Source organism: Jatrophihabitans sp. sgz311053 (assembly GCF_056135305.1).
The window spans coordinates 1,142,658-1,164,562 of record NZ_JBWAXP010000002.1 but is presented as its reverse complement, the minus strand read 5'-3'; the positions used below and the strand labels follow the sequence as shown (position 1 = coordinate 1,164,562).

Below are 21,905 nucleotides of genomic sequence, written 5' to 3'. Positions count from 1 at the left end.
CGCCTCGTGCGCGTCGTAGCCGACTCGACCCTGCTCGCCGTCGAGCCGGGCGCCTCGACCGGGCTCACCCTCGAAGTCGTCAACACCGATGCCGTCATCGCCGGTATCAGCGCCAACGTCATCGGCCTGGCCACCGAGTACGTCTCGTCGCAGCCGCAGCTGCTGCCGCTCTTCCCGGACGCTGCCGGCAAGGTGCACGTCGGCCTCAACGTCCCCGCGGCGCACCCCGCCGGCCGGCACCCGCTCACCGTGGAGGTCGTCTCCCACGGCACCGACGGACCGCCGGACTACATCGACGTCGACCTGCAGGTCGCCGCGCACCCCGGCCTGCGGATGGCGGTCAAGCCGCGGATCGTGCGTGCCCGCCGCGCCGGCCGCTTCGTCATCGAGCTGACCAACACCGGCAACGTTCCGCTGGACGTCCGCCTCTCCGGAGCCGACCCCGACCGGCTCGCCGAGATCGCCTTCACGCCCGAGACACGGCGGCTCGAACCGAACACCGTCGCCCCCGTCCTCATGCAGGTCCGCGGGCCGCGGATGTTCACCGGCGCCGAGATCGACCGCATCGTCTCGGTCGAGGCCGTCGCCCGTCCGGCATGGACCGCCGGCCGGAACCCGAACGCCCAAGACCGCACCGAGGAGTTCGCGCCGTTGCCGGCCGACCTCGAATCCGACGCCGCCATCGTGGCCAACGGCAGCACCGCCCTGCTCGCTCCCCCGGCCGACCCGGAGGCGCACCCCGGCGGGGACCCCGTCGCCGACACCGAGGACGAGGGCGCCGCAGTCGAACTGGTGCGCCAAACCTCGGTGCGACTCCGGCAGAAGCCGACGGTGAGCCGCGGCCTGCTCACCGTTCTCATCCTGCTGAGCATCATTGCCCTCTGGGCCGCGGCATTCCTGCTCGGCCTGGGCAAGGTCTTCGCCGGCGATCCCATGACCAAGCAGGCACCGGCCTCCTTCTTCGCCAGCACCGCGGGCTCCGACGCCAACGGCGCCGTCAAGAGCGGCTCGGGCGGCTCGGGCGGCTCAGCCAACGGCGCCGGCGGCGACGCGGCCGACGCCGCACCCGCCGGCGCGCTGAGCAAGTCCGGACAGGTGCCGCCCGGCACCGGCGGCACCATCTCGGGCACCGTCGTCGGCGCCGTGGACCAGCAGCCGGTGGGGCGCATCCTCGTCACTGCCTACCGGCAGGGACGCAGCGGTCTGTTGGAGATGAGCTCCGCCGCCACCCAGACCGACGGCACCTACACGCTGGCGGGCCTCTTCCCGACGTCCTACGTCGTCAAGTTCTCCCGCGCCGGCTTCGTCGACAGCTGGTTCCCGAACCAGCCGACCAGCACCACGGCCCAGAAGATCGTCGCCATCGCCCAGGGCAAGACCGAGGACATCAACGAGGTCGTCACCGGCAAGCCGGCCAGCATCACGGGCAAGGTGGACGCCGGCGACGACGGCGGCACGGTCGCCACCACGGTGACGGCACGCTCGCTGCTCGGCAACAAGGCCGGCAAGGTCGTGGCGACGGCGACGACCAGCGGCGGTTCGTACACGCTGCGCAATCTGCCGGCGCCGGCCAGCTACCAGCTGAACTTCACCACCCCCGGTTACCAGTCCAGCACGCTGATCGACTCGGTCAGCGGCGCCGATTCGCGCATCGAGCCGACGGTGACACTCGGCGCTGCCGCGGGCCAGATCTCGGGAACGGTCCGCTCGGACGGGCAGGCCCTCGGCGGCGCCACCGTCACGACCACGGTCGGCGGCCAGACCGTCAGCGTCGGCACGCCGACCAGCGGCCAGGTCGGTGCGTACGTGCTGAGCAACCTCCCGACGCCGGCCACCTACATCGTCACCGTCTCCGCGCCGGGACGGGGCTCGGTGACCAAGGTCGTCGACCTCAAGGCGGGCGCCAGCCAGGCCAGCGCGGACGTCAATCTCGCCGGCGGCACCGGCTCGGTCACCGGCAAGGTCATCGGCCCCGATGGCAAGGGCCTCGGCGGTGTGACCGTCACGGTCGGCGGGGCGGCGACGTCCGGAGCGCCCCCGACCACCACGACGCTGACCACCGGCGACACCGGCCGCTTCATCATCAACGGGCTGCGGTCGGGGTCGTACACCCTCAGCGCGACCAGCGGCCAGTACGCCACCGCGAGCGTCCCCGTCACCCTGCCGCAGGGGGCCGACAACCAGACCGTCATCCGACTCGCACAACGGCTGGGCAGCGTGCGCGGCGCTGTGACGAGCAAAGGCACGGCTGTCGGCGGCGCCACCGTCACCGCCACCAACGGACAGCAGAGCTTCACGACGACGACCACCAGCTCGACCGGCAAGTACCGTTTCGACGACCTCGCACCGGGCAGCTACAGCGTCACCGTGGTCGCCGACGGCTACCGCCAGCGGACCGCCCTCGTACGGATCCCCGACGAGACCGACGGCAAGCCGGTCAAGCAGAACATCTCGCTGAAGGCGACGAGCTGATGCGCGTCGACCTCGCCCCCTCGTCCCTCGAGTTGACCCCCGGCATCGGTCAGCCGGTCATCCTGACCGTGACGAACACCGAATCCATCATCGCCGGCTACTCGATCCGCGTGCTCGGCGCCGACCCCGGCTGGGTCGAGCTGCCCACCGAGCACCTCTCGCTCTTCCCGGACGAGACCCGGGTCGTCGAGATCACCGTGGACCCGCCGCGGGGGATGCCGGCGGGCAACCGGCGCCTCGCCGTGCAGGTGCGCGAGCTGACCGAGCCGTACGCGAGCACGATCAGCGAGATCGACCTCTCGGTGCCCGAGGCGCCGATGACCCAGCTTCGCGTCGACCCGATGGTCGTCACCGCCGGCAAGCGGGCCAGCTTCAGCGTGCTGGTCGAGAACACCGGCAACACGAACCTCGTCGGATACCTCGCCGGCGACGATCCCGAGAGCCAGGTCAGGTTCGGCTTCGAGCCCGCCCACGTCGATCTGCAACCGGGCCAGCACGCCGTGGTCGACATGCGAGCAGCGGCCAAGCGCTCGTTCTTCGGCATGCCGACGGTGCGCACGCTCTCGGTCTTTCTCGACGACCACCCCCCGCTGGCGGCCACCGTCACCAGGCGACGCGGCGACCATGCCGACGACGGCGCCGCGGTCGCGGGCGGCACCGTCGAGGACGACGACGCCGACGAGCGCACGGCACTGGCGAACGCCACCTTCATCCAGAAGTCGGTGATGGCGCGCGGCGCGTTGTCGCTGTTCGGGCTGCTCTTCGCCGCCACCGTCTTCGCCCTGGTCATCACGCTGGCACTGTCCCGCCTGGTCGCGCAGAGCACGGCCGACCGCAACCTCGCCCTCCAGGTGGCCGCGGCGAAGGACTCCGGCGCCGCGACCACCGGCACCTCGGGGGTCTCGGGAACGGTCCGGCAGCTGACGTCGGGCACGCCGGTACCGGGTGTCGCCGTCAGCGTCTACGCCGACTCCGACACCGCCGAGGCCGTCGCCACCACCGTCACCGACCAGCGCGGCGGCTACAGCGTCGCCGAGCTCGCGGCCGGCACCTACAAGATCAGCTTCCGGGGCGCCGGGTTCAACCAGCTCTGGTATCCCGGCGCCACCACCGCGGACGACGCGACCGCCGTCTCGCTGGACGCCGGCCAGACGAAGGGCAAGCTCGACGTCGCCCTCGGCGGCGTGCCCGCCACCATCACCGGCAACGTGGTCGGCGACGACGTGGGGGCGTCCACGCTCTTCCTCGAGACGCTGCCGAGCGGGGTCAACGCGGCCGCGCCGACCGGGACAGCGCCGGGCACGAACACCGCGGGCAGCTCCCCGCTGGGGGCGCCGGCCACACCGGGCGCACCCGTGACGCCACCGGACAACGGCGGCGCCGTCGTGCAGCAGGTTCCCATCGGTTCGGACGGCTCGTTCACGCTGAGCAATGTCCCCTCCCCCAGCACCTACGACCTCGTCGTGGTGAAGGCCGGCTACGCCACGGCCACGCAGCGCGTGGACGTCGGCGCCGGCGAGACCCGCAAGGGCGTCTCGCTACGACTGGTCAAGGGCGACGGCGAGATTCGCGGCCGCGTCACCGACGGCTCGGCCGGGCTGGACCAGGTGACCATCACCGCGACCACCGGCACGTCGTCGGCGAGCACGGTCACGCAATCCGGTGCCAACGCCGGCACCTTCACGCTGCGGACGCTCTCGACGCCGGCCTCCTACACCGTGGTCGCTACGCGGGCCGGTTACGCGTCGCAGACGATCAGCCTCAGCCTCTCCAACGCCCAGAGCCTCACGGGCGTCGACATCACCATGACCAGATCCTCGGCCGCGCTCTCCGGCACCGTCACCGAGCTGCCCGGCAACGATCCCGCGCCCGGCGTCAGCGTCACCTTCACCAACGGCCGCTCCTCGATCCAGACCGTCACCGGCAGCGAGAAGGGTGACCAGGGGCGCTGGTCGCTGGCCGGTCTCGCCGTGCCCGGCACGTACACCGCCACCTTCTCCCGCGCCGACCTCCAGTCACAGACCATCTCGGTCTCGCTGGACTCCGCCGGCCGCGTCACGCAGGGCTCGGTGGGCACCCGCGTCGGATCGAACAACACGCTGCAGGTGCAGATGCAGTCCGCGACGGCGATCCTCGACGGATCCGTGCGGCAGCCGGGAGCGACGACCTGTGGCTCGGGCAGCGACAATCTCGGCGAGGCGACGGTGACCCTCAGCACCGGAGCCTCGACCTACACCGTCACCTCGGCATCCGTGGCGCCGGAATGTGGCGCCTTCAGCTTCGAGAACGTCCCGCCGGGCACGTACACGCTGACGGCCAGCAGTCGCAGCGGCACCACGCCACGATCCGAGGTGATCTCCCTGATCGCCGGGCAACGCATCGACGACAAGGTGATCGAGCTGCCGCGCCCGGCGTCCATCAACGGCTCGGTGTCGTGCTGCAACGCCGGCAGCACCTCCACCAACACGGGCCCGCGCGAGAACTGGTACGTCTTCCTCTACCTGCGCGACCAGTACGCCACCACGGTGCTGGACCGCACCCGGACGCGGACGTCGGACGACCGGGACGCCAGCGGGCGGAGCCTGGCCGGCACGTTCACCTTCGACGACGTGGACGCGGGCACCTACACGCTGGCCACCGGCCCCACCAGCGACCCGGCCGCGGCGACCAACACCCTCACCATCACCGTGCGTCCCAGCAGGCAGTACACCGGGGCCAACATCAAGGTAGGCCAATGACGACGCCGCCCCCGCCCCGTTCGGGCGGCTACGCCGACGACCTCCCGCCCGCGGTCACCGCCGACGGTGAGGCCACGATCCGCACCGCCGCCGGGAGCAGCGTCGGCGGTCGGGCGTTCGTCACCAACCGGGCGCCCGAGCCGCGGATCATGGCCGTCACCTTCCTCGGGGTCGACGCCGACTGGCTGCCCGAGGCCAGCCGCAGCCGGGTGCTGATGCCCGGCGAGACCGTCCCGATGGACTTCACGCTGCACCCCGCCGTCGGCACCCTCGCCGCGAAGTACCCCTTCGCGATCACGGTGCAGGCCATCGACCCCGCGTCGGGCAAGGCCACCTCGAGCGCGGCCATCGCCGACTACGCCCTCGCCGTCGACGCGGCGGGACGGCTCGAGGTGTCGATCGCCCCGGCCGAGATCAGTCGCCGCCGGCGCGGCTCCGTGCGCATCGTCGTCAGCAACGTGGGAAGTACCCCGGAGTCGGTGCGGCTCGACGTGAGCTCCCACGACGCCGCACGGGTCATCCCGTCGGCCGATGTCGTCGAGCTCGCCCCCGGCACCAGCGCGACCGTCCCGGCCAGGGTCAAGGTGGCGACACAGGCCTTCGGCCGCCCCACGCGCTACGGCTACACCGTCACCGCCCGCGGCCGGGGCGCCCCCCGGCGCGCGGACGCCGCCGTCACCACCAAGGCGCTCTTCGGCAACACCGCGCCGAAGTTCTTCGCCCTGCTGGCGGTCGTCGCGCTCTGGGCCGGACTGGCCATCGTCTTCATCCCGAAGATCGTCAACATGGCCAACGACTCCGACAGCGGCTCCAGCCGCGACAAGGTCGCGAGCGCCCGGGACAAGGCGCTGGACAAGCTGCGCACGACGCAGACCGCCACGCCGTCCGCCGGCGCCTCCGGTGACGGCTCGGGGTCGGGCGGCTCGGGATCAGGCGGCTCCGGGGGCTCCGGTTCGGGCGGCTCGGGTTCGGGCGGCTCGGGTTCGGGCGGCTCAGGTTCGGGCGGCTCGGGTTCGGGCAGCTCCGGTTCCGACAGCGCGGGTGCACAGAAGGTGCAGTTCAGCGGCACCGTCGACAACGACATCCCTGCCGGGGTGACGGTGTCGATGAAGCCCACCTCGCTCGTGGACGAGGACGCGCAGGGCGCCACTGGTCGCGGCGTCAACTCCGACCTCTTCCGCGGCCTCGGCAAGATCCCGGAGGCAGCGCTCGCCGACCGCAGCAGCGCCGTCACGCTCGCCAATCCGGCTCGCAACCTCGTCACCAAGGCCGACGGCTCGTGGGGTTTCGCCGGTGTCACCGCTCCCGGCTACTACCTCGTCACCTTCGCCAAGGCCGGCTTCCAGACACAGCGCTACGTGCTAGACGCATCCAGCGCGGCCGCCACCGAACCGATGAAGGTCACGCTCGTGCCGGGCAAGGGCGTCCTGCGCGGTGTCGTCACCGGTCCGGACGGCGCAGTCGGGGGCGCCTCCCTGACGCTGTCGGACGGCACGACCACGGTCGCCTCCAGCTCCGACTCCAGCGGCCGCAACAAGGGCGACTGGTCGGTCGACGGCCTCTCGACGCCCGGCACCTACCTCGTCACCGCCTACAAGGACGGACTCAGCACCGACTCGCGGATCGTCACGCTCGGCGCCGGCGGCAGCGGCACGGTCAACCTGAAGCTGGACGACGACGCCACCACGTTGACCGGCTCGGTCACCGGCCCGACCTCGCAGGGGGACGCGGAGCCGCTCGGCAACGTCTCGGTGACGGCCACGTCATCGGACACGCAGCGCACCTCGACGACCATCACGACCGGCTCGCAGACCGGCACGTACCTGCTGCCGAACCTGCCCGCCGGCCGGTACGTCATCACGGCGCAGGCGCCCGGCTACGTCACCCAGACCCGCGCCGTGACGATCAAGCTGAACCAGCGCACCCGGCAGCAGGCCATCTCGATGACGTCCGCGACGACCGTCGTGCGCGGCACCGTGAGCGGCGCGCAGTTCAACGACGACGGCAGCGTCAAGACCGACAAGGACAAGCAGCCGATCACCGGTCCGGTGGACGGCGCCGGCATCACGCTGACCTCGCAGGCCAACAAGTACAAGGTGACGACCGGTGAGGACGGCGCGTTCCGCCTGGACGGGGTCGCGCCCGGCAGCTACGTGCTGAGCGCCGAGTTCGCCGGGCTCGGCACCGCCTACACCGATGTCGACGTCAAGGCGGGCATCCCCGTGAACGTCCCGGACGGCGCCCTGTCGCTGCCGGTCGCGAGCAACAAGGACGCCTCCTCGATCACCGGCTTCGTCTCCAGCGCCACCGACCCCTCCGGTGCGCTGACCTGCCAGAAGGCCGTGGACCCGACCTGCTCGGTCAGCTTCACGCTGCGCAACACCAATGGCATCGAGGTGCCGATCGCGACCGAGGACTCGACCGACCCGGCGAAGTACCAGGTGACCCCGGCGCCGACGGTCCCGATCGCCGACAACGCACCCACCGCGTACTCGCTCTACGCCTACCAGGGCCTGCCGGCCGGCATCTACCGGCTCACCGTCTACGTCGAGGGTTACCTGCCCGGCACCGTCACCATTCGCGTTCCGGCGAACACGATCGCCAACGCGCCCACCGTGTCGCTCTTCCCCACCAACGGCCTGACCGGCACGGTCAAGTCGGTGGGGTCGAACCTCGCCAAGGACGGCCCGGCCGCGCCGTCACCAGACGGCTACGTCAGCTGCATCGTCGCGCGGCCGGTCTCCGACACCTCGCCCGCGCCGACGGCCTGCGACTTCACCCCGCCCACCGTCGATGTCTGCAAGACGCGCGGCGACCCGCAGCAGAAGGTCGCCAAACTCGACGAGGACCAGCAGTACACGATGACCGGCCTCTGCGACGGCACCTACAACATCTACGCCGTCACCGAGAACCCCTGGTACGTCACGACAACGGGCCCGGCGCAGCAGACGCTGTTCCGCGGGCAGACCGGCATCTTCTCCCCCGAGATCCTGCGCGACGGCCGTGTCGTCCTGCAGCTGCAGACTCTCGACAGCGACGGCAACCGGCAGACGGCCGCCGGCCTCACCGGTGGCGCGACGTGCGGGCCCACCGCCGACCAGTCCGCGGGCGACCTGTCGACGCTCGACGGCGGCGGCAACGTCATCATCGACGGTGTCGACGCTGCCGCCGACGTCACCTGCACCGTCACCGCCGACGGGTACGCGCCGCGCAGCATCGATGTCGGCCGCGTCAGCGATCAGCAGGACACCTCCGCCGGCCCGCTGGTGCTGACCCAGCCGGTGGGCATCGTCGCCGGCAGGCTCGTCACGTCCTACCGCAGCCAGAACCAGACGCCGCTCGGCAACGTCAGGCTGCAGCTCACCGGTGTCGTCAACGACGACACCACCGGGACGACCAAGCAGCAGTCGATCACCGTGACCACGGACGCCAACGGCTGCTTCGCCGTGACCGACACCTCGGCCAGCTCGGTCAGCGCGTGCGGCGGCACCGTGACCGACACCGGGACGGCCGACACCCCGCTCGCCACCAACGTGCAGCTGGTCAGCGCCAAGGTGGCGGTCCAGTCCGTCACCTCGACAGCCGCAGCCTTCCGGCAGGTGGACGGCTCGTACGCGCTGGCCTCCTCCGGGCCCGCGATCACGGTGCAGCCGCTGCCCGCGAGCACGTCCGCGCTGCAGATCACCGCCACGCCGGCGGGGTCGAATGTCGGCGGCGCGACCGTGACCGTGACCCCACGCTCGGGGAGCTCCTACGGCGCCGGCACCGTCACCACCGGCAGCGTGGACAACAACGGCAACTTCAGCTGGACCGACTCGCACATCGGCACCCCCGGCCAGGCCTGGCCGGGCACCTACGACGTCACCGTCACCCGTGCCGGTTTCCAGAGCGCCACCGGCGTCGTCGACTGCCCGTTGCAGACCACGACCGCCGGCTGCAGCTTCACCACCGCCCCTGTCCTGACCGCCCTCGGCGGCATCGGCGGCACCGTCACCGGTTACCTCAGCACCAGTGGCTCGACGGCCGGCAACGGCAACCCCTATCCGACCGAGCTGCCGGCCGGCCTCAGCGTGACCGCCTCCTGCACGTCCCCGGCCACGGACTGTGCCGGCAAGGGCACCGTCACCGCCACGGTCTCCAGCTCCGGCCAGCTCTCGTTCGGCTCGACGCGCACCTTCACGCCGGGCACCGTCTGGACGGTCAGCTACTCCGCGTCGGGCTGGAAGCCCGAGTCGCAGAACGTCACGATCGCCAGCGGAACGGACGCCGACGCCTCGCAGGCGATGCACCTGAAGTCGGTGCAGCTGACAGTCCAGCTGCAGCGCAACGCCACCCCGCCGGTCAACTACGGCTGCACCAACAAGTCGTGTCAGGTGAAGATCACCCGGCTCGACACCGGCGAATCGCAGACCTCCGACGCGAAGGCCTCCGGCACCTTCGTCTTCACCGGCCTCTCGCCGGCCACCTACCGGGTCGAGGCCTTCGGCAGCAACTTCAACTACACCTTCGGCGATGCCCCGCTCGCGCGGAACACCAGCGCGAGTACCGCCAACGTCACCTTCAACCTGCCGGTAAACGTCCAGGTCTCCACGGCCAGCGGACAGGTGACCGGGTTGCAGGGTTCGCAGACCACGGCGGTCGGCCTCAACGGCGTGCCCGTGGAGCTCGGGACGCTCGACGGCAGCGGCAACTTCCAGGTCGCGACGGCCGAGGACAACACCACCCCGATGACGACCACGACGAAGACCATCTCCGGCCAGGACGGACGCTGGTTCATCGACGGGGTTCCGGACGGCAACTTCTACTTCGTCCGGTACAACGGCACGGTGAGCCGCCTGGACGGCTACCGGCAGTACCGCTCGAGCGATCCGAGACGGATCAACAGCGGCGTCGACAACCCCTACGGAACCACCCAGCTCGACCGTGTCACCCGTGACGTCACCGTAAATCTGGCCGTCAACTCGAGCATCGACTACAGCTCGGTGGCCTGGCACCTCAAGTCCGCCAGCTACGGGCAGGACCTGCTCGGCAGCGGTCCGACGACGACGGGCAACACCATGAGCTACACGTTCCTGGCGGTGCCGTTCGGCAACGACTGGACGCTGCGGGTGTCCCTGCCCGCCGGACACCTGGGCACCGTCACGGCCGGCGACGGCAGCTCCGTGACGCAGATCTGCAGCAACGACAGCACCGCCCAGGCGCCAGCGCGAACGTGCACCTTCAGCGCCACGGTGACGGTCTCGGGCGCCGACACCACGACCGGGGTGAGCCGGAACTACAAGCTCGACGAGTACGCGATGGCCACGGGCGTGACCAACGTCCCGGTCACCACCGACAGCTCCTCCGGCCAGACGCCGCAGACCGCGCTGACGCTGACGATCGCGACCGGCGGGACGACCGTCTACCGCAGCACGACGGTCGGCCCGAACTCGCCCGGTTCGATCTCGCTCTTCGGCGCGACCGGGTCGAGTTACACCGTCACGCCGTCGAACATCGACGCTCGCTGGTCGGCCTCGGCGGTGACGCTGACCTCGACGGCTGCCACGCAGAACGTCGTGCTCACCCAGCGCAGCGCCACCGTCAAGGTCACGGTCAAGGACCTGCCGACAGGTGCGAGCGGATCCGTCACGCTGAACCTGCCGAACTCCGCCACCGGCACCCCCGCGACACAGACGGTCAGCGCCAACGGCGACGTGACCTTCACGGTGGTGCCGTACTACGACAACGTCACCGCCACGTTCTCCGGCACCAAGCCCGGCGCCGACGCCGGCGATCCGCCGGTGACCGTGACCAAGACCAGCAACCAGGTCGACATCGACAGCACGAGCGAGACGCTCGTGATCGACTTCCCCTGAGCCGCTCCTGACGACGAACGCCGCCGCCTGTGATCAGGCGGCGGCGTTCGTCGTTGCCGGCAGCAGAGCCGGGTGCGCGTCAGAAGCTGATGACGCCCACGAGGAAGAGCACCAGGAAGGCGATGCCAGCGGCGGCGGCCCCGGCGATGACCCAGACCCAGTAGGGGATGCCGGCCTTCGGCTCCGGCTCGGGTGCGGGGGCCGGCGGCGGGACGTAGACCGGCACCGGCATGGGGGGCGGCGGTTCGAGGTGCATCGACCGGCCGCAGCGGGCGCAGAGCTCGGCGGTGGCCGGATTGCGCTCGGCGCAGTGCGGGCAGGCGAGCGAGGCCAGCCGGGTCGCGCCGCCGGTGCCGGGCAGGCGGCGCAGCGACTCACCGTTGCGGCTGGTGTTCCATTCCCGGCTGACGCGCGAGGGCGTCCAGAAGAGCGGGAAGTCGCACCGGCGGCAGAAGTCGGTGGCGTCGCGGCGGTTCAGGTTCACGAACTGCGACGCGCCGCACTCGGGGCAGGTCACCGTCTCGCTCGACCCCGACCCGCTCGGTGGCGGGGCCACCGGAGCCGGCGCGGACTCGGTCGCATACCCGGTGCTCGCGTAGCTGGGCGACGCCGCCGGGACCGACGGGGCCGCGGGCGACTCCCCCGCCGTGGGCCCGGCGTCGGCGGCGGGGTACGGCGACGGCCGCGGCGGCGCCTGCTCCGGGACGTCGACCGTCATCGGGGCCTCCTCGGTGGCATACGGCGGGTGCTCGAACATGGTGCCGTAGCTGGTCTGCTGCTGCGCCGGCTGCGCGTCGGGCAGCTGGGCGTGCCGCCCCGGCTCCGCGGCGGGGACGGCCGGCATGGTGACGGTCTCGTCGGTGGCGTCGGCCGATGCCCCCCACGACGAGGTGCCCCAGGACCCGGTGCTCGGTTCGGTCATGACCCGTCTCCCGCGTCCTCGGCGTCGGACTGCCACACCAGGCGCTCGCCGACGTACAGCTCGGCGCGCACGTGCGCCGGGACCTCGTCGCGCACCAGCGCGACGAAGTCGGCCTCGGGCATCCAGCCCGTCGACTGCACGGCCATCACCACCCACGCGGTGTCGGTGGGGGCGTCGCCGTCGACCCAGACCCCGCCGCCGTCACGGACATCGACCGGACCGCCGCTGGCCAGCTCCAGGAACTGCGCCAACCCGTGCGCCGTCCCCCGCCAGGTCAGCGTCTTCGCCGCGCTGGTCACGACCCGTCGCTGCAGCTCCACCGGCAGGGACGGGTCGATGGTGCCGCCACCGATCCACGACCCCAGCCAGCGGACCATCGCGTCGGGGGCGACGGTCACGTCGGCGACGTTGTCGACGTTGTCCGCGTCCTCGAGCAGGCTGGTGCCGAGCTCCTGGAAGATGCTGACGAAGCGGACGAAGAAGTCGCCGTCGAGCATGCCGACCGGCAGCTGGTCGAGCATCCAGTGCGGGCTGCGCGGGGCGGACCGCAGCGCCGGGGAGTTGCCGCGGGGCACCAGACTCGTCATCGGACGACGATCTGGTGCGGGGCCGAGAGGAACAGCGAGTGCTGGTCCAGCCGGATGACGTCCTTGGCGACGCCGAGCCGCTGCCGGGTCCGCAGGTCGTACTCGAAGAGCAGCACCTCGTCGATGCGCTCCACACCCTCCACCGTCTCGATGAGCTGCGAGACGACGGCGCTGTTGAGGTCGGCGTCGAAGGGCCAGCCGGCGCCGTCCGGACCACCGGTGAGCGGGTTGATGAAGCGGGCCAGCGCGTCCATGACCCGCTGCCGCACCAGCGCCGCCGGCCGACCCGGCCCGGCATGGACCAGCCCGACCACGGAGACGCCCTGGTAGAACGGCGTGCCGATCTCGATCGAGGTGCCGACGAGGCGGTGCTGGTCGAGGTGCTCGCCGATGCGGCGCAGCAGCGGCGGCGCGATCGCGAAGTCGTCGATGACGTGCGTGGTGGCATCGCCGCGCACCTGCGGCACGACGAGCATCCGCACCGCACCGTTGCCCCGCGACGCGGTCAGGCAGCGAGCCCGCGCCACCTCCACGGAGCTCTCCAGCGTCAGCCGTTCGTAGTCCCCGCCGGTGACGGCCCGCTGACCGGTGCGCAGCGTCAGCGGCGCCCGGACCCGCGCCTCGGCCGTGGTCTCGGCGTCCACACCGCCCAGAGCCGGCGCCAGGTTCACCGCAGTGCGGATGAAGGGCACCGTGGAGCGCATGACGGTGAGGGTGCGCGCCCCGACGTTGCCGCGCTGACCACCGCCGTGGCGGTAGCCGCTGACGGTGATCTCGGCGCCGTCGCGCGGGATGCGTCCGTGCTGGCGTACCGAGCCGTCGGCGTAGCGGACCCGCGGCCCGAAGCGGATGATGCCGCTGCCGGAGTCCCAGACGTAGTGCAGGTCGTCCGGGCCGGAGGCCGCGAAGTTCTGGACCTCGGTCCAGGTGACGGTGCCGTCGGGGTCGGTGACGGTGAGGTGCTCGCCGTCGCGCCGCGGCAGCACCGGAGTGTGGGAGACCTCGAAGGCCTGCCCCGGCCGGCCGTCACTGCGACCGACGATCTCGGCGGGGATGTTCTCCGAGTGCTCGGCGGTGACGGTGCCGCCGAGGGTCTCGGCGACGATGGTCCGGACCCGCGGCGACACCGCGTAGGTGGGCTGGCCCTGCTCCGGGCTGAGCAGCCGCACCCGCAGCCAGTAGGCGGCCTGGTTGCCCACGGTGAGCAGCTCGTGCTCCACCGGGACGAGTAGCACCACCTCGCCGCCACGGTTGAGGCCGCCGGTGGTGTCCTCGGTGACCTGGCAGACCAGCCACGCCTCGCCGTTCCAGACCTCCCAGATCAGCGGCGGGTTGCGGGGGTCGACACCGATGCCCTCGGCCTCGGCCTCGATGCCCAGCCGCAGCGCGGTGCCGGCGAGGCTCTCGGCAAAGCCGAGCAGGAAGGCGTCGCCGGGGGTGAGCTGCGGCGAGGCGAAGCAGGCCACGCCACGCGGGTCGTAGCGGATGCCGTCCCAGACGTCGGTGGCGCGGTCGCCGTGAACGGTCGTGGTCATCGCGCCCGTCAGCTTGGGTGGCGAGATCACCAGGTCCTGCGAGGTGGTGAAGACGACCGCCTCGCCCGAGCCGCTGCTGGCGCCGGCCGTCGTCATGACCTGGGTGCCCTCGGGGACGACGACCGGGGTCTCGAGCACGGCCGAGAGCCAGAACGTGATGTCGGTCCGGGCGACCGAGGGCGGGAACGGCTCGATGCCGATCATGTTGAGGAAGTGGACGTAGAGCCGCTCGGGCACCTGGTTGACCCGGTACAGCACCATCTCGCTCATCCAGGCGAAGAGCTCGATGAGCGCGACGCCGGGATCGGAGACGTTGTGGTTGGTCCACTCGGGGCAGTAGCGCGGGATGAGCCGCTTGGCCTCGTCGACGATGTCCTGGAACTTGCGGTCGTCCAGGTCGGGTGCGGGAAGGGGCATGACGGCTCGTTACTCCGACTCGTGCGGGATGACGTAGAAGGGGAAGACCAGGTTGCGCGGGTCGTTGGAGTCCCGCAGCCGGTACTCGATCATGACGTGCACCAGCGAGGAGTCCTGCTCGTCACCGAGTGGGGTGACGGTGTCGACCTCGACCCGCGGCTCCCACTGGCCAAGGGCCTCGAAGACGGCGTTGGCGATCTGGCCGAAGAGGCTCGGGGTGACCGGCTCGAAGACGAGGTCCCAGATCTCGCAGCCGAAACGCGGCCGCATGACCCGCTCCCCCGGCGCCGTCATGAGGATGATCCGCATCGAGCGCTCGATGTCCTCGGTGGTCGAGGTCATCCGGATCGAGCCGGTGTGGTCGACCTCCAGCGGCCAGCTGAATCCCCGGCCGAGGAAGGACGAGTCGCTCCGGCCGGGGTAGGAACCGGGCTCGTGGCGCATCGGGAAGTTGTCGCTCATCAACACGCGCCCATCAGTTGATCATCACGGTGGCGCCCTTGACGGTGGTGATGCCACCGGCCTCCAGCGAGGCCTTCGCGCTCGCCTTCACCTCGACCGAGGCACCCTCGACCGAGGTCGACGCGTTGCCCTTCACCGTCGCTTTGGCCCCGCCCTCGACGGTGATGTTCGCCTTGGCCTTGATCGTGATGTTGTTGCCCTCGATGGTGACATCGCCGGAGTTGCTGATGTCGAACTTGGCGGTGCCCGCCTTGATCGTCAGCGGCTTGCCCGAGCCGACCTCGATGTCGAACCGGTCGGCACCGAGCCGCAGCCGGTGCGTGGTCTCCGTCCCGTGCTTGAGCAGGATGTGCGACGTCGTCGGCGAGGTGCCGTCGGCGAGCTCGACGATGTGGTTGAGCCGCGACGTGATGCGGCGGTAGTTGACCTTGCCGTTGGCGACGTAGCTCTCGCCCTTGGGCAGGGTGTTGCGCTTGCTGAAGAGCCCGCCGAGGACGACCGGACGCCGGGTGTCGCTGTGCTCGAAGCCGACGAGCACCTCGTCGTTGACCTCGGGGTTGAAGACGGCACCGCGGGCGTTGCCGCCGCCGAGCGTCACCACCCGCGCCCACGGACTCTCGACCTGGCCGTTGATGCCGGCGTAGCGGACCTTCACCCGGCCGGCGGTGTCCGGGTCGTTGGCGTCGGTGACGACGGCGACGACCAGACCCGAGATCGCGAAACCGGGGTCGGCCTGCCGCGGTCCCAGGGTGTCCACCAGCCCGGCGGGGCGGCGGGGACCGCACTCGAAGCGGGTCATGAAGCCGCCCCGGGTCCAGATGTGCTCGACCGAGGTCACCAGGTAGTCGCCGGAGGTGGGTCCCGCGTCCTTGATCCGGACCGTCGCGCCGGGCTTGATGTCGGCGTCGACGTCGGTCTGACCCCGGGCCACCACGGCGGCCGCGGACCAGTCGTCGAAGTACGCGTCGGCCATCATCTTGGCCTCGCTGGTGGTCAGCGGCGGCCGGTCGGCGACGGAGGTGGCCGACTTGGTGAGCGACCGGCTCGGCTTGCTGCCGGCGTAGTCGGCGAGAAAAGCCGGCGGGCGGGACGGCGGCGTGGCCGGGTTGGTGTCGGTCACCTCGCGCTGCTGGTCGGGGTCCCAGCCGTGGACGCTGACCTCGGTCGGCCGCAGCCCGGAGGCACGGACGGAGAAGCTGTCGAGGTCCAGGCCGAAGGTGAGCGTCGCGGCCGGCGAGCCGGTCTTGAGCTTCTTGGCCACGAGCTTCTTGCCGTCGTCGACGAACCAGCTGTAGCCGAGGCGCTCGCAGACGGTGTCCAGGAAGGCCATGTCCGTGCCGGCCTGCAGCACGTACTCCATGGTGAGCGAGCTGGTCTGCAGCTCCGGGCGCAGCCCGTGACGGGAGCAGATCTTCTGCAGCACGGAGGTGTAGGTGCCGTTGAGGTAGGTCGCGATCTCGGTGCCGCGCATGAGCTTGTAGGCGGCGTCGTCGATCACCACCACCAGCTGCGGGATCTGCGCCGCGTTGAGCTCCAGGTTGACGCCGGTGACCGTGCCCTCGAGCAGCGACCCGGAGTCCGGCTCCTCGATGGTCACGCTGCTGCCGAGGGCGAAGGTGTTGCTGGCCGACAGCGAGTACCCGGTGTCGAGGAAGCGCAGCGTCGCCCGCCCGACCAACCCGACCCCGCGCTCGACCCGCAGATGGGTCAGCGAGCTCAGCCAGGCGGCGTTGAGGACCGAGCCGCCCTTCTTGATGACGGGAAAGAGGTCACTGGGCACGGTGCGACCTCACCCTCATGCGCCCAGCTCCGGCACGCTGATGAGCGAGCCGGGACGTAGCCCCAGCGGATCCTCGATCCCGTTGGCCGCGGCGAGCATGCGCCACCGGGTCGAGTCGCCGTAGTACTGGGCGCTGATGCGGTCGAGGGTCTCGCCGCGCTGCACCCGGTGCAGCCGGTGCGGCATCGGCGTGCCGGAGGTCGGGTTCTGCCGCTTGTAGCCGTCCACCGGCCGGGCCTGTGAGAGGTCCAGCGTGACCTTGGCCCGCAGCGCCGTCCCGGAGCTGGAGAAGAACTCGAACGACACCGACGCGGAGTTCACCACGCAGGGGAAGGAGGTCATCTGTCCCCAGCCGAAGACGACCAGTGGTGGTCGCTCGTTGCCCTTGGCGCGGCTGCGGCCGGAGAGCTTCTTGCTGATCTCCATCTGGCCGAGAATCTTGTCGGTGTACTGCGTCACCGGTCGGCCGGTGTCGGTGGTGTCGAACCACAGCTCAAGATTGCTGATCTTGGCGGACTCGGCGCCTTCGAACTCCATCAGCGGGGCGACCTTGGGGCGCGCCGGCGCACCCGGCTCGGTCTGGATGCTCGGGTCGCCGCCGCCGGCCGCGCGCCACTTGTTGGTCTTGGTGATCGTGAACTTCTCGGGGTTGAACATGCACGGGATGCGCACGCCGTCCTCGAACTTCAGATACGCCTTCTCGGGATCGGCCATCAGAACACTCCGGGGGTGTGGCGGCGTCCACGCCGCTCCAGCTCGTCGATCACGCGGGCCTCGATCCGCTCGACGACCTGGTCGACGAGCTCGCTCATCACCGCCGGGTCGTCCAGCGGCGACACCGCCGCCGTGGCCGAGGCGGGGACCGGCGGGCCGCCGTCGCGCACCGACTGCAGGTGCCGCTGCATCTCGCTCATGTCGCTTCCTCCGCTGAAGAGTGCGGCCGCCGCGGAACCCGCCGCGCCTGCTCCCGACATGGGGTCGGTTGCGGCGGGCAGGGCGTCGAACATACCCGCCGTGATGTCGATGAGGGACCGCTTCAGGCCGCCGTCGCCCGGCCGCGCCAGAGCTGCCGCGGAGCGGGCCGGTGGCAGCGCCGCCGCTGCGGCGTCGGAGCCGGCGCGGATGCTCACCGGCGGCGGCGCCGGCAGCTGCGCCAGCGCGGCGGCGGACGAGCCGAGCGTGGCCGGGCCTCCGATGGCACCGCCGAGACCCTGCGCGAGCAGCTGCGCGGCCGCGCTGCCGGCCGGCGCGGCGACACTGCCGAGAGCGGCGCCCGCGGCGGCGGCCCGGCCGGGGACGGCGGCGGCCCGGGCACCGGCGCGGCGGCGTGCGGCACCCAGCAGCGAGGAGGCTCCGGTCGGAGCGGCGTCGTCGTCGGCCCCGGCGGGGTCCACGGCGGCGGCGGGCGGGGGTGCCGGAGCGGCAGCGGCACCCGCCGGGACTATCGGCTCGGCGGTGCCGAAAGCCGTCGCCAGCGGCGCGCGCGATGAGGCCTCGCCACCGGCATCGGCGGGGTCCGCGGTGTCGAGACCGCGGGCGGTGGCGAGCAGGTCGCCCATGCTCAGCCCGCGGCTGCGGCCGGCGAGCGTGGCGATACCCGTCGGCGCCGCCGCGTCGGCGCCGCGCTGCGGGAGGCCGCCGGGCAGCGCCAGGGCCGAGGCGAGCCGGGAGCCGCCCACGGCTCCGGGCACCCGCGGAGCCTCCGGGCTCGCGACGCCACCGGTGAGGCCGGCCAGTGCGCTGCCGCCACCGGACACCGCCGGCAGCGAGGCCGCCGCCAGCGCCGGTCGCACCGACGCCCCACCCTGCGTCGCCGCGGGGAAGGCGCGGGCCGTGGCCAGGCCGATGCCGAACGGTTCGCTGACACGGCGACGGCGCCGGCGGGAGGTGGAGTTCGACGGCGAGGCCGTGGCCCCGCCCGCGACAGTGCCGCTGGCAGCTGGGTCGGTGTCCGCGTCGGTGTCGGCCGGCGACCTGGTCGGTGCGGGAGTCGAGTCGGCGAGGGCCGTCGGAGGCTCCGCCGTGCCCGGCGCCTGGGCCGCCGTTGCCTCCGGGGCAGCGCCCGGCAGTTCGATGGCCGCTCGGTGACGTCCGATCCCGGTCGCCGCCGGCGTCGCCGGACGCGCAGGCAGCGGCGTGATCTCTGCAGCCGACGCCTCACCGGCGGCACGACCCGCGCCGAACCACATCGGCATCCCGGTCGCCGGGGCCGAGGCGGCCGGGGAGGCAGTGGCCACGGCGTGGCCGCCGCCGACCATCCGGGGCAGCGGGCGCAGGTGCGGGGCGGCGTCGGGCGACGGTGAGCTCGTGGGCTTGGGCAGCGGCTCGCCGCCGGCCAGCGCCAGGGCGCCGACACTGCGCGGCAGTGACCCGCTCCCCCGCACGGACGCCAACCGGGACATCCGCTGCGGCCGGAACCGCGGGGTGAGCAGCGAGGTCGCGGCGGCACCGGGGCCGTCAGTACCGGGGCCGTCGGCGCCGTCGCTCCCGGCCGTGGTGACCCCCGACGACACGGCGTCCGCGGGGGCGACCGCCACCGGACTCGGGGCCGCCGCCATGGTGGCGTCCGACGCCTGTGACGAGGACGCGGGCTCGCTCGACGTGGCGGGTGTCGTGGCGGACGTCGTGGCGGCGGGCGTCGACGCGGCGGGTGGCGCTGCGGCGGCTGCGGGCTCGGCGGCGGCCGCCCGCGGCGGCGGCGGACCGGCGGGAGCCTCCGCTGCCCCGGTCGAGCGGGCGGGGACCGGGACCGCGGCAGGACGGATGGCGCTGCCCGCCGAGCCCACCGGCGAGCCCGCGGCTGGCGGCGGCGGGGCGCTCGCACTGCGGCCGATGCCGGCGGCGGAGAGCTTCTGCCGGTCGTGCGAGGTCAGCATCGGGCCGGCGGCGACGACGGCGTCCATCCGCCGTACCGGGACCACCGTGGAGACCAGGCTGCCCAGGATGCCGCCGGGCATGCGATTGCCCTCGTTCTGCACCTGGTGGACGGCACGGGGCAGCCCGCGGGGCGGCAGCGGCGCGGGAGCCTGCTCGGCCGCCTGCGGGACCAGGTCGGGATGCCACCAGCGGGGCGGCGCGGCGGCGACGCTCCGGATCGTCTGGACCTCGGCGGTCTGCGGACCGCGCAGCCGGCTGCGCGACTCGGGCGAGCGGACGAGGCCCGTCGCGAAGCGCGACGAGGCGGAGGCCACGCTGCCGATCCGAGCCGGGCGCCGCCCCGCCCCGTCGCCACGCCCCGGCGGACCGGGCAGCCGCAGCCGGTGCAGCATGCCGGGACCCAGGACGTCGCCGGGTGCGCCCTCGCCCCCGTCGCCGGTGGCGGCGTCGGGGGTCGCGTCGTCCGTGACGGTCATCGACAGGTCGTTTCCGCGCTCAGTACGTCTTGCTCGTGAAGCCCTGGTGGGCGATCTCGATCATTTCCTCGAGCGAGTTCTTGTTCTCGACGCCGAACTCGGGGCCGGTCCACTTCACCGGAACCGCGCCCTTGAAGTTCCAGGCCCGCAGCCGGTCGCCGCTGTAGCTGATCGCCGTGATCGCCCCGGTGCAGAGGGTGAGCTTGTTGCCCTTGCCGGCGAAGCCGGTGCCGGAGGTCCGCGACACCCACTGGAAGAGGGCGTCGCCCTGGGTCATCCCGCGGCGCAGGGTGATGTTGGTCCAGGTCAACCGCTTGATGAAGCGGTGCTGGTAGTTGTTCTGGCCGCCCTCGGTGAAGGTGTCGGTCTCGACCGAGAACTCGAGGCCCTTGACCTCCTTGAAGATCCCGATCTCGACATTGTCGACCTCGAGCAGGAAGCTGTTGGCGACCGCGGGTTCGCCGCCGTTGAGCAGCGTCGCCTGCTTGGGGACGCTGGCACGCCAGGCCTTGTCGTACTCGGTGATGTTCTTGCCGGCCACTACCGGGCACCTCCCCGCTCGCTGCTGTGCGCATTACTGCGCATATTCACGCACCGCCTGCCAGGCCCGTTCGTTCAACGAGACGACGGCCCGCACCATCCGCACCCGATCCATGTGCTCGAGGTCGAGCAGTGTCTCCAGCGGCCAGTGCAGGTGATAGGCCAGATAGGCGATCTCCTGCCAGATCGCGTCGGTGGGATAGCGCATCACGGTCGGTCACCTACTGCGACTCGCGTCGGATCTCCTCGACCGCAGCCCGAACCCGCGGCCGCTCCGGCGGCTGGTAGCCGCCGTCGTCACCGTCGGTCCGCTGCTCTGCGGGCTCCGGTGCCGGGACGGTGGCGGGGGCAGGGCCCCCGCCACCGACCAGATCGGTCTGCGCCTGCGTCCGCATGAGCTCCTCGTACTCCGCCTGGCTGCCGAAGTTGATCACTCCGTAGAAGTCCTGCAGGAAGGCGAGGTCGACGGCGAAGAGGTTCTCGACGTCGTGGGAGGTCACCATCTCCAGCGTCCCGAGCGACTCGATGACCCTGGTGAGGACGAGGATCGTCAGCCGGGGGTCGTCCGGGCCGGACACCGTGGGGTCCCGCAGCGGGTCCAGTTCGTCGCGGGCGGTCGCCAGACGCATCGTGCCCGTGGTGTGCACGTTGCCGTTCTGGTCGACGTAGCCACGCGGCAGCGTGAACTCGTAGCGGGTCTTCAGAGCACTCATCGATTCGGTGTCAGCTCAACTCTCGAGACGGCAGGACGGGGACTACTTGATCCGTTCGACCCGCTCGACCACCAGGGTGATGGTCTCCTTCATCGGGTCGTTGGAGTCGGTGCTCAGCTCGCTGGTGGCGATCTTGCTCGGCCAGCCGTTGAAGAAGTTGAAGCGACCGACCTCGTCGTAGGCGCTGTCGTACAGCACGATGGAGCCGTTCTTGCGGGTGAGCGCGCGGCCGGTCGCCTTCATGCCCGCGGCACGGATGCGCAGGAACCACTTCCACAGCGCGTCGTCCTTGGCGCTGGTGGGCGCCATACGGGTGATGGTGATGTCGTTGGCCTTGAGCTGGCCGCCGAGGGTCTTGATGTGCTGCTGGCGGCCGAACTGGCCGTTCTGGGCGATCGGCACGACGTCGAGCTCGATCTCCAGGCCGGAGACGCCGGAGAGGACGAGCTTGACGTCGTCGATCTCCAGGTAGAAGTTGCGCGCGACGATCGGGTCGCTGCTGATGAGTTCGTTAGGCACGAGCGGGCTCCA

General features: G+C 71.7%; 14 protein-coding genes. 3 read left to right on the top strand and 11 right to left on the bottom strand.

All coding sequences use genetic code 11. The annotated features are described in order from the left end of the window. The first annotated feature begins 6 nt into the window (after window positions 1–6). Genes AC0NZQ_RS14420 through AC0NZQ_RS14410 form a run of 3 tightly spaced genes read left to right on the top strand, consistent with a single transcriptional unit; the run spans window position 7 to window position 11,065 of the window. Window positions 7–2,472, top strand: a complete 2,466-nt coding sequence (locus AC0NZQ_RS14420; RefSeq protein ID WP_474530562.1) for a carboxypeptidase regulatory-like domain-containing protein — start codon at window positions 7–9, stop codon at window positions 2,470–2,472. Beyond that, a complete protein-coding gene (locus tag AC0NZQ_RS14415) occupies window positions 2,472–5,210 on the top strand; it encodes a carboxypeptidase regulatory-like domain-containing protein (protein WP_474530561.1) in 2,739 nt (912 codons plus the stop codon). Before AC0NZQ_RS14420 ends, AC0NZQ_RS14415 begins: the two co-directional genes overlap by 1 nt. Next, window positions 5,207–11,065 (top strand): carboxypeptidase regulatory-like domain-containing protein, encoded by a 5,859-nt coding sequence (locus tag AC0NZQ_RS14410; RefSeq protein WP_474530560.1) that lies wholly within the window; start codon window positions 5,207–5,209, stop codon window positions 11,063–11,065. Before AC0NZQ_RS14415 ends, AC0NZQ_RS14410 begins: the two co-directional genes overlap by 4 nt. A 79-nt stretch (window positions 11,066–11,144) precedes the next feature. Here the strand turns inward: AC0NZQ_RS14410 and AC0NZQ_RS14405 are convergent, their stop codons facing one another. Genes AC0NZQ_RS14405 through AC0NZQ_RS14355 form a run of 11 tightly spaced genes read right to left on the bottom strand, consistent with a single transcriptional unit; the run spans window position 11,145 to window position 21,893 of the window. Then, window positions 11,145–11,987, bottom strand: a complete 843-nt coding sequence (locus AC0NZQ_RS14405; protein WP_474530559.1) for a hypothetical protein — start codon at window positions 11,985–11,987, stop codon at window positions 11,145–11,147. Further along, window positions 11,984–12,574, bottom strand: a complete 591-nt coding sequence (locus AC0NZQ_RS14400) for a phage tail protein (protein ID WP_474530557.1) — start codon at window positions 12,572–12,574, stop codon at window positions 11,984–11,986. The genes AC0NZQ_RS14405 and AC0NZQ_RS14400 overlap by 4 nt, the downstream gene beginning before the upstream one ends. Continuing rightward, on the bottom strand, window positions 12,571–14,526 hold the full coding sequence (locus AC0NZQ_RS14395; protein ID WP_474530556.1) for a putative baseplate assembly protein: 1,956 nt from the start codon (window positions 14,524–14,526) through the stop codon (window positions 12,571–12,573). Before AC0NZQ_RS14395 ends, AC0NZQ_RS14400 begins: the two co-directional genes overlap by 4 nt. Window positions 14,527–14,535: 9 nt before the next feature. Continuing rightward, window positions 14,536–14,988 (bottom strand): GPW/gp25 family protein, encoded by a 453-nt coding sequence (locus AC0NZQ_RS14390; RefSeq protein WP_474531404.1) that lies wholly within the window; start codon window positions 14,986–14,988, stop codon window positions 14,536–14,538. Window positions 14,989–15,001: 13 nt separating this feature from the next. Then, on the bottom strand, window positions 15,002–16,768 hold the full coding sequence (locus tag AC0NZQ_RS14385) for a phage baseplate assembly protein V (protein WP_474530555.1): 1,767 nt from the start codon (window positions 16,766–16,768) through the stop codon (window positions 15,002–15,004). A 15-nt stretch (window positions 16,769–16,783) separates the two neighbouring features. Continuing rightward, window positions 16,784–17,482 carry a CIS tube protein gene (locus AC0NZQ_RS14380; RefSeq protein ID WP_474530554.1) on the bottom strand — a complete coding sequence of 233 codons (699 nt, stop codon included), beginning with the start codon at window positions 17,480–17,482 and terminating at the stop codon, window positions 16,784–16,786. After that, window positions 17,482–20,121 (bottom strand): hypothetical protein, encoded by a 2,640-nt coding sequence (locus AC0NZQ_RS14375; protein WP_474530553.1) that lies wholly within the window; start codon window positions 20,119–20,121, stop codon window positions 17,482–17,484. Before AC0NZQ_RS14375 ends, AC0NZQ_RS14380 begins: the two co-directional genes overlap by 1 nt. Before the next feature lie 19 nt (window positions 20,122–20,140). Then, the gene (locus AC0NZQ_RS14370; RefSeq protein WP_474530552.1) at window positions 20,141–20,662 is read right to left on the bottom strand and encodes a phage tail protein; all 522 of its coding nucleotides are present in this window, start codon (window positions 20,660–20,662) and stop codon (window positions 20,141–20,143) included. A 33-nt stretch (window positions 20,663–20,695) separates the two neighbouring features. After that, complete coding sequence (locus tag AC0NZQ_RS14365; protein WP_474530551.1) at window positions 20,696–20,869, bottom strand: DUF6760 family protein; 174 nt, start codon at window positions 20,867–20,869, stop codon at window positions 20,696–20,698. Between the two features lie 13 nt (window positions 20,870–20,882). Then, entirely contained in the window at window positions 20,883–21,374 is a 492-nt protein-coding gene (locus AC0NZQ_RS14360; RefSeq protein ID WP_474530550.1) for a hypothetical protein, read from the bottom strand. Between the two features lie 42 nt (window positions 21,375–21,416). Continuing rightward, complete coding sequence (locus tag AC0NZQ_RS14355) at window positions 21,417–21,893, bottom strand: phage tail protein (RefSeq protein WP_474530549.1); 477 nt, start codon at window positions 21,891–21,893, stop codon at window positions 21,417–21,419. Between the last annotated feature and the right edge of the window lie 12 nt (window positions 21,894–21,905).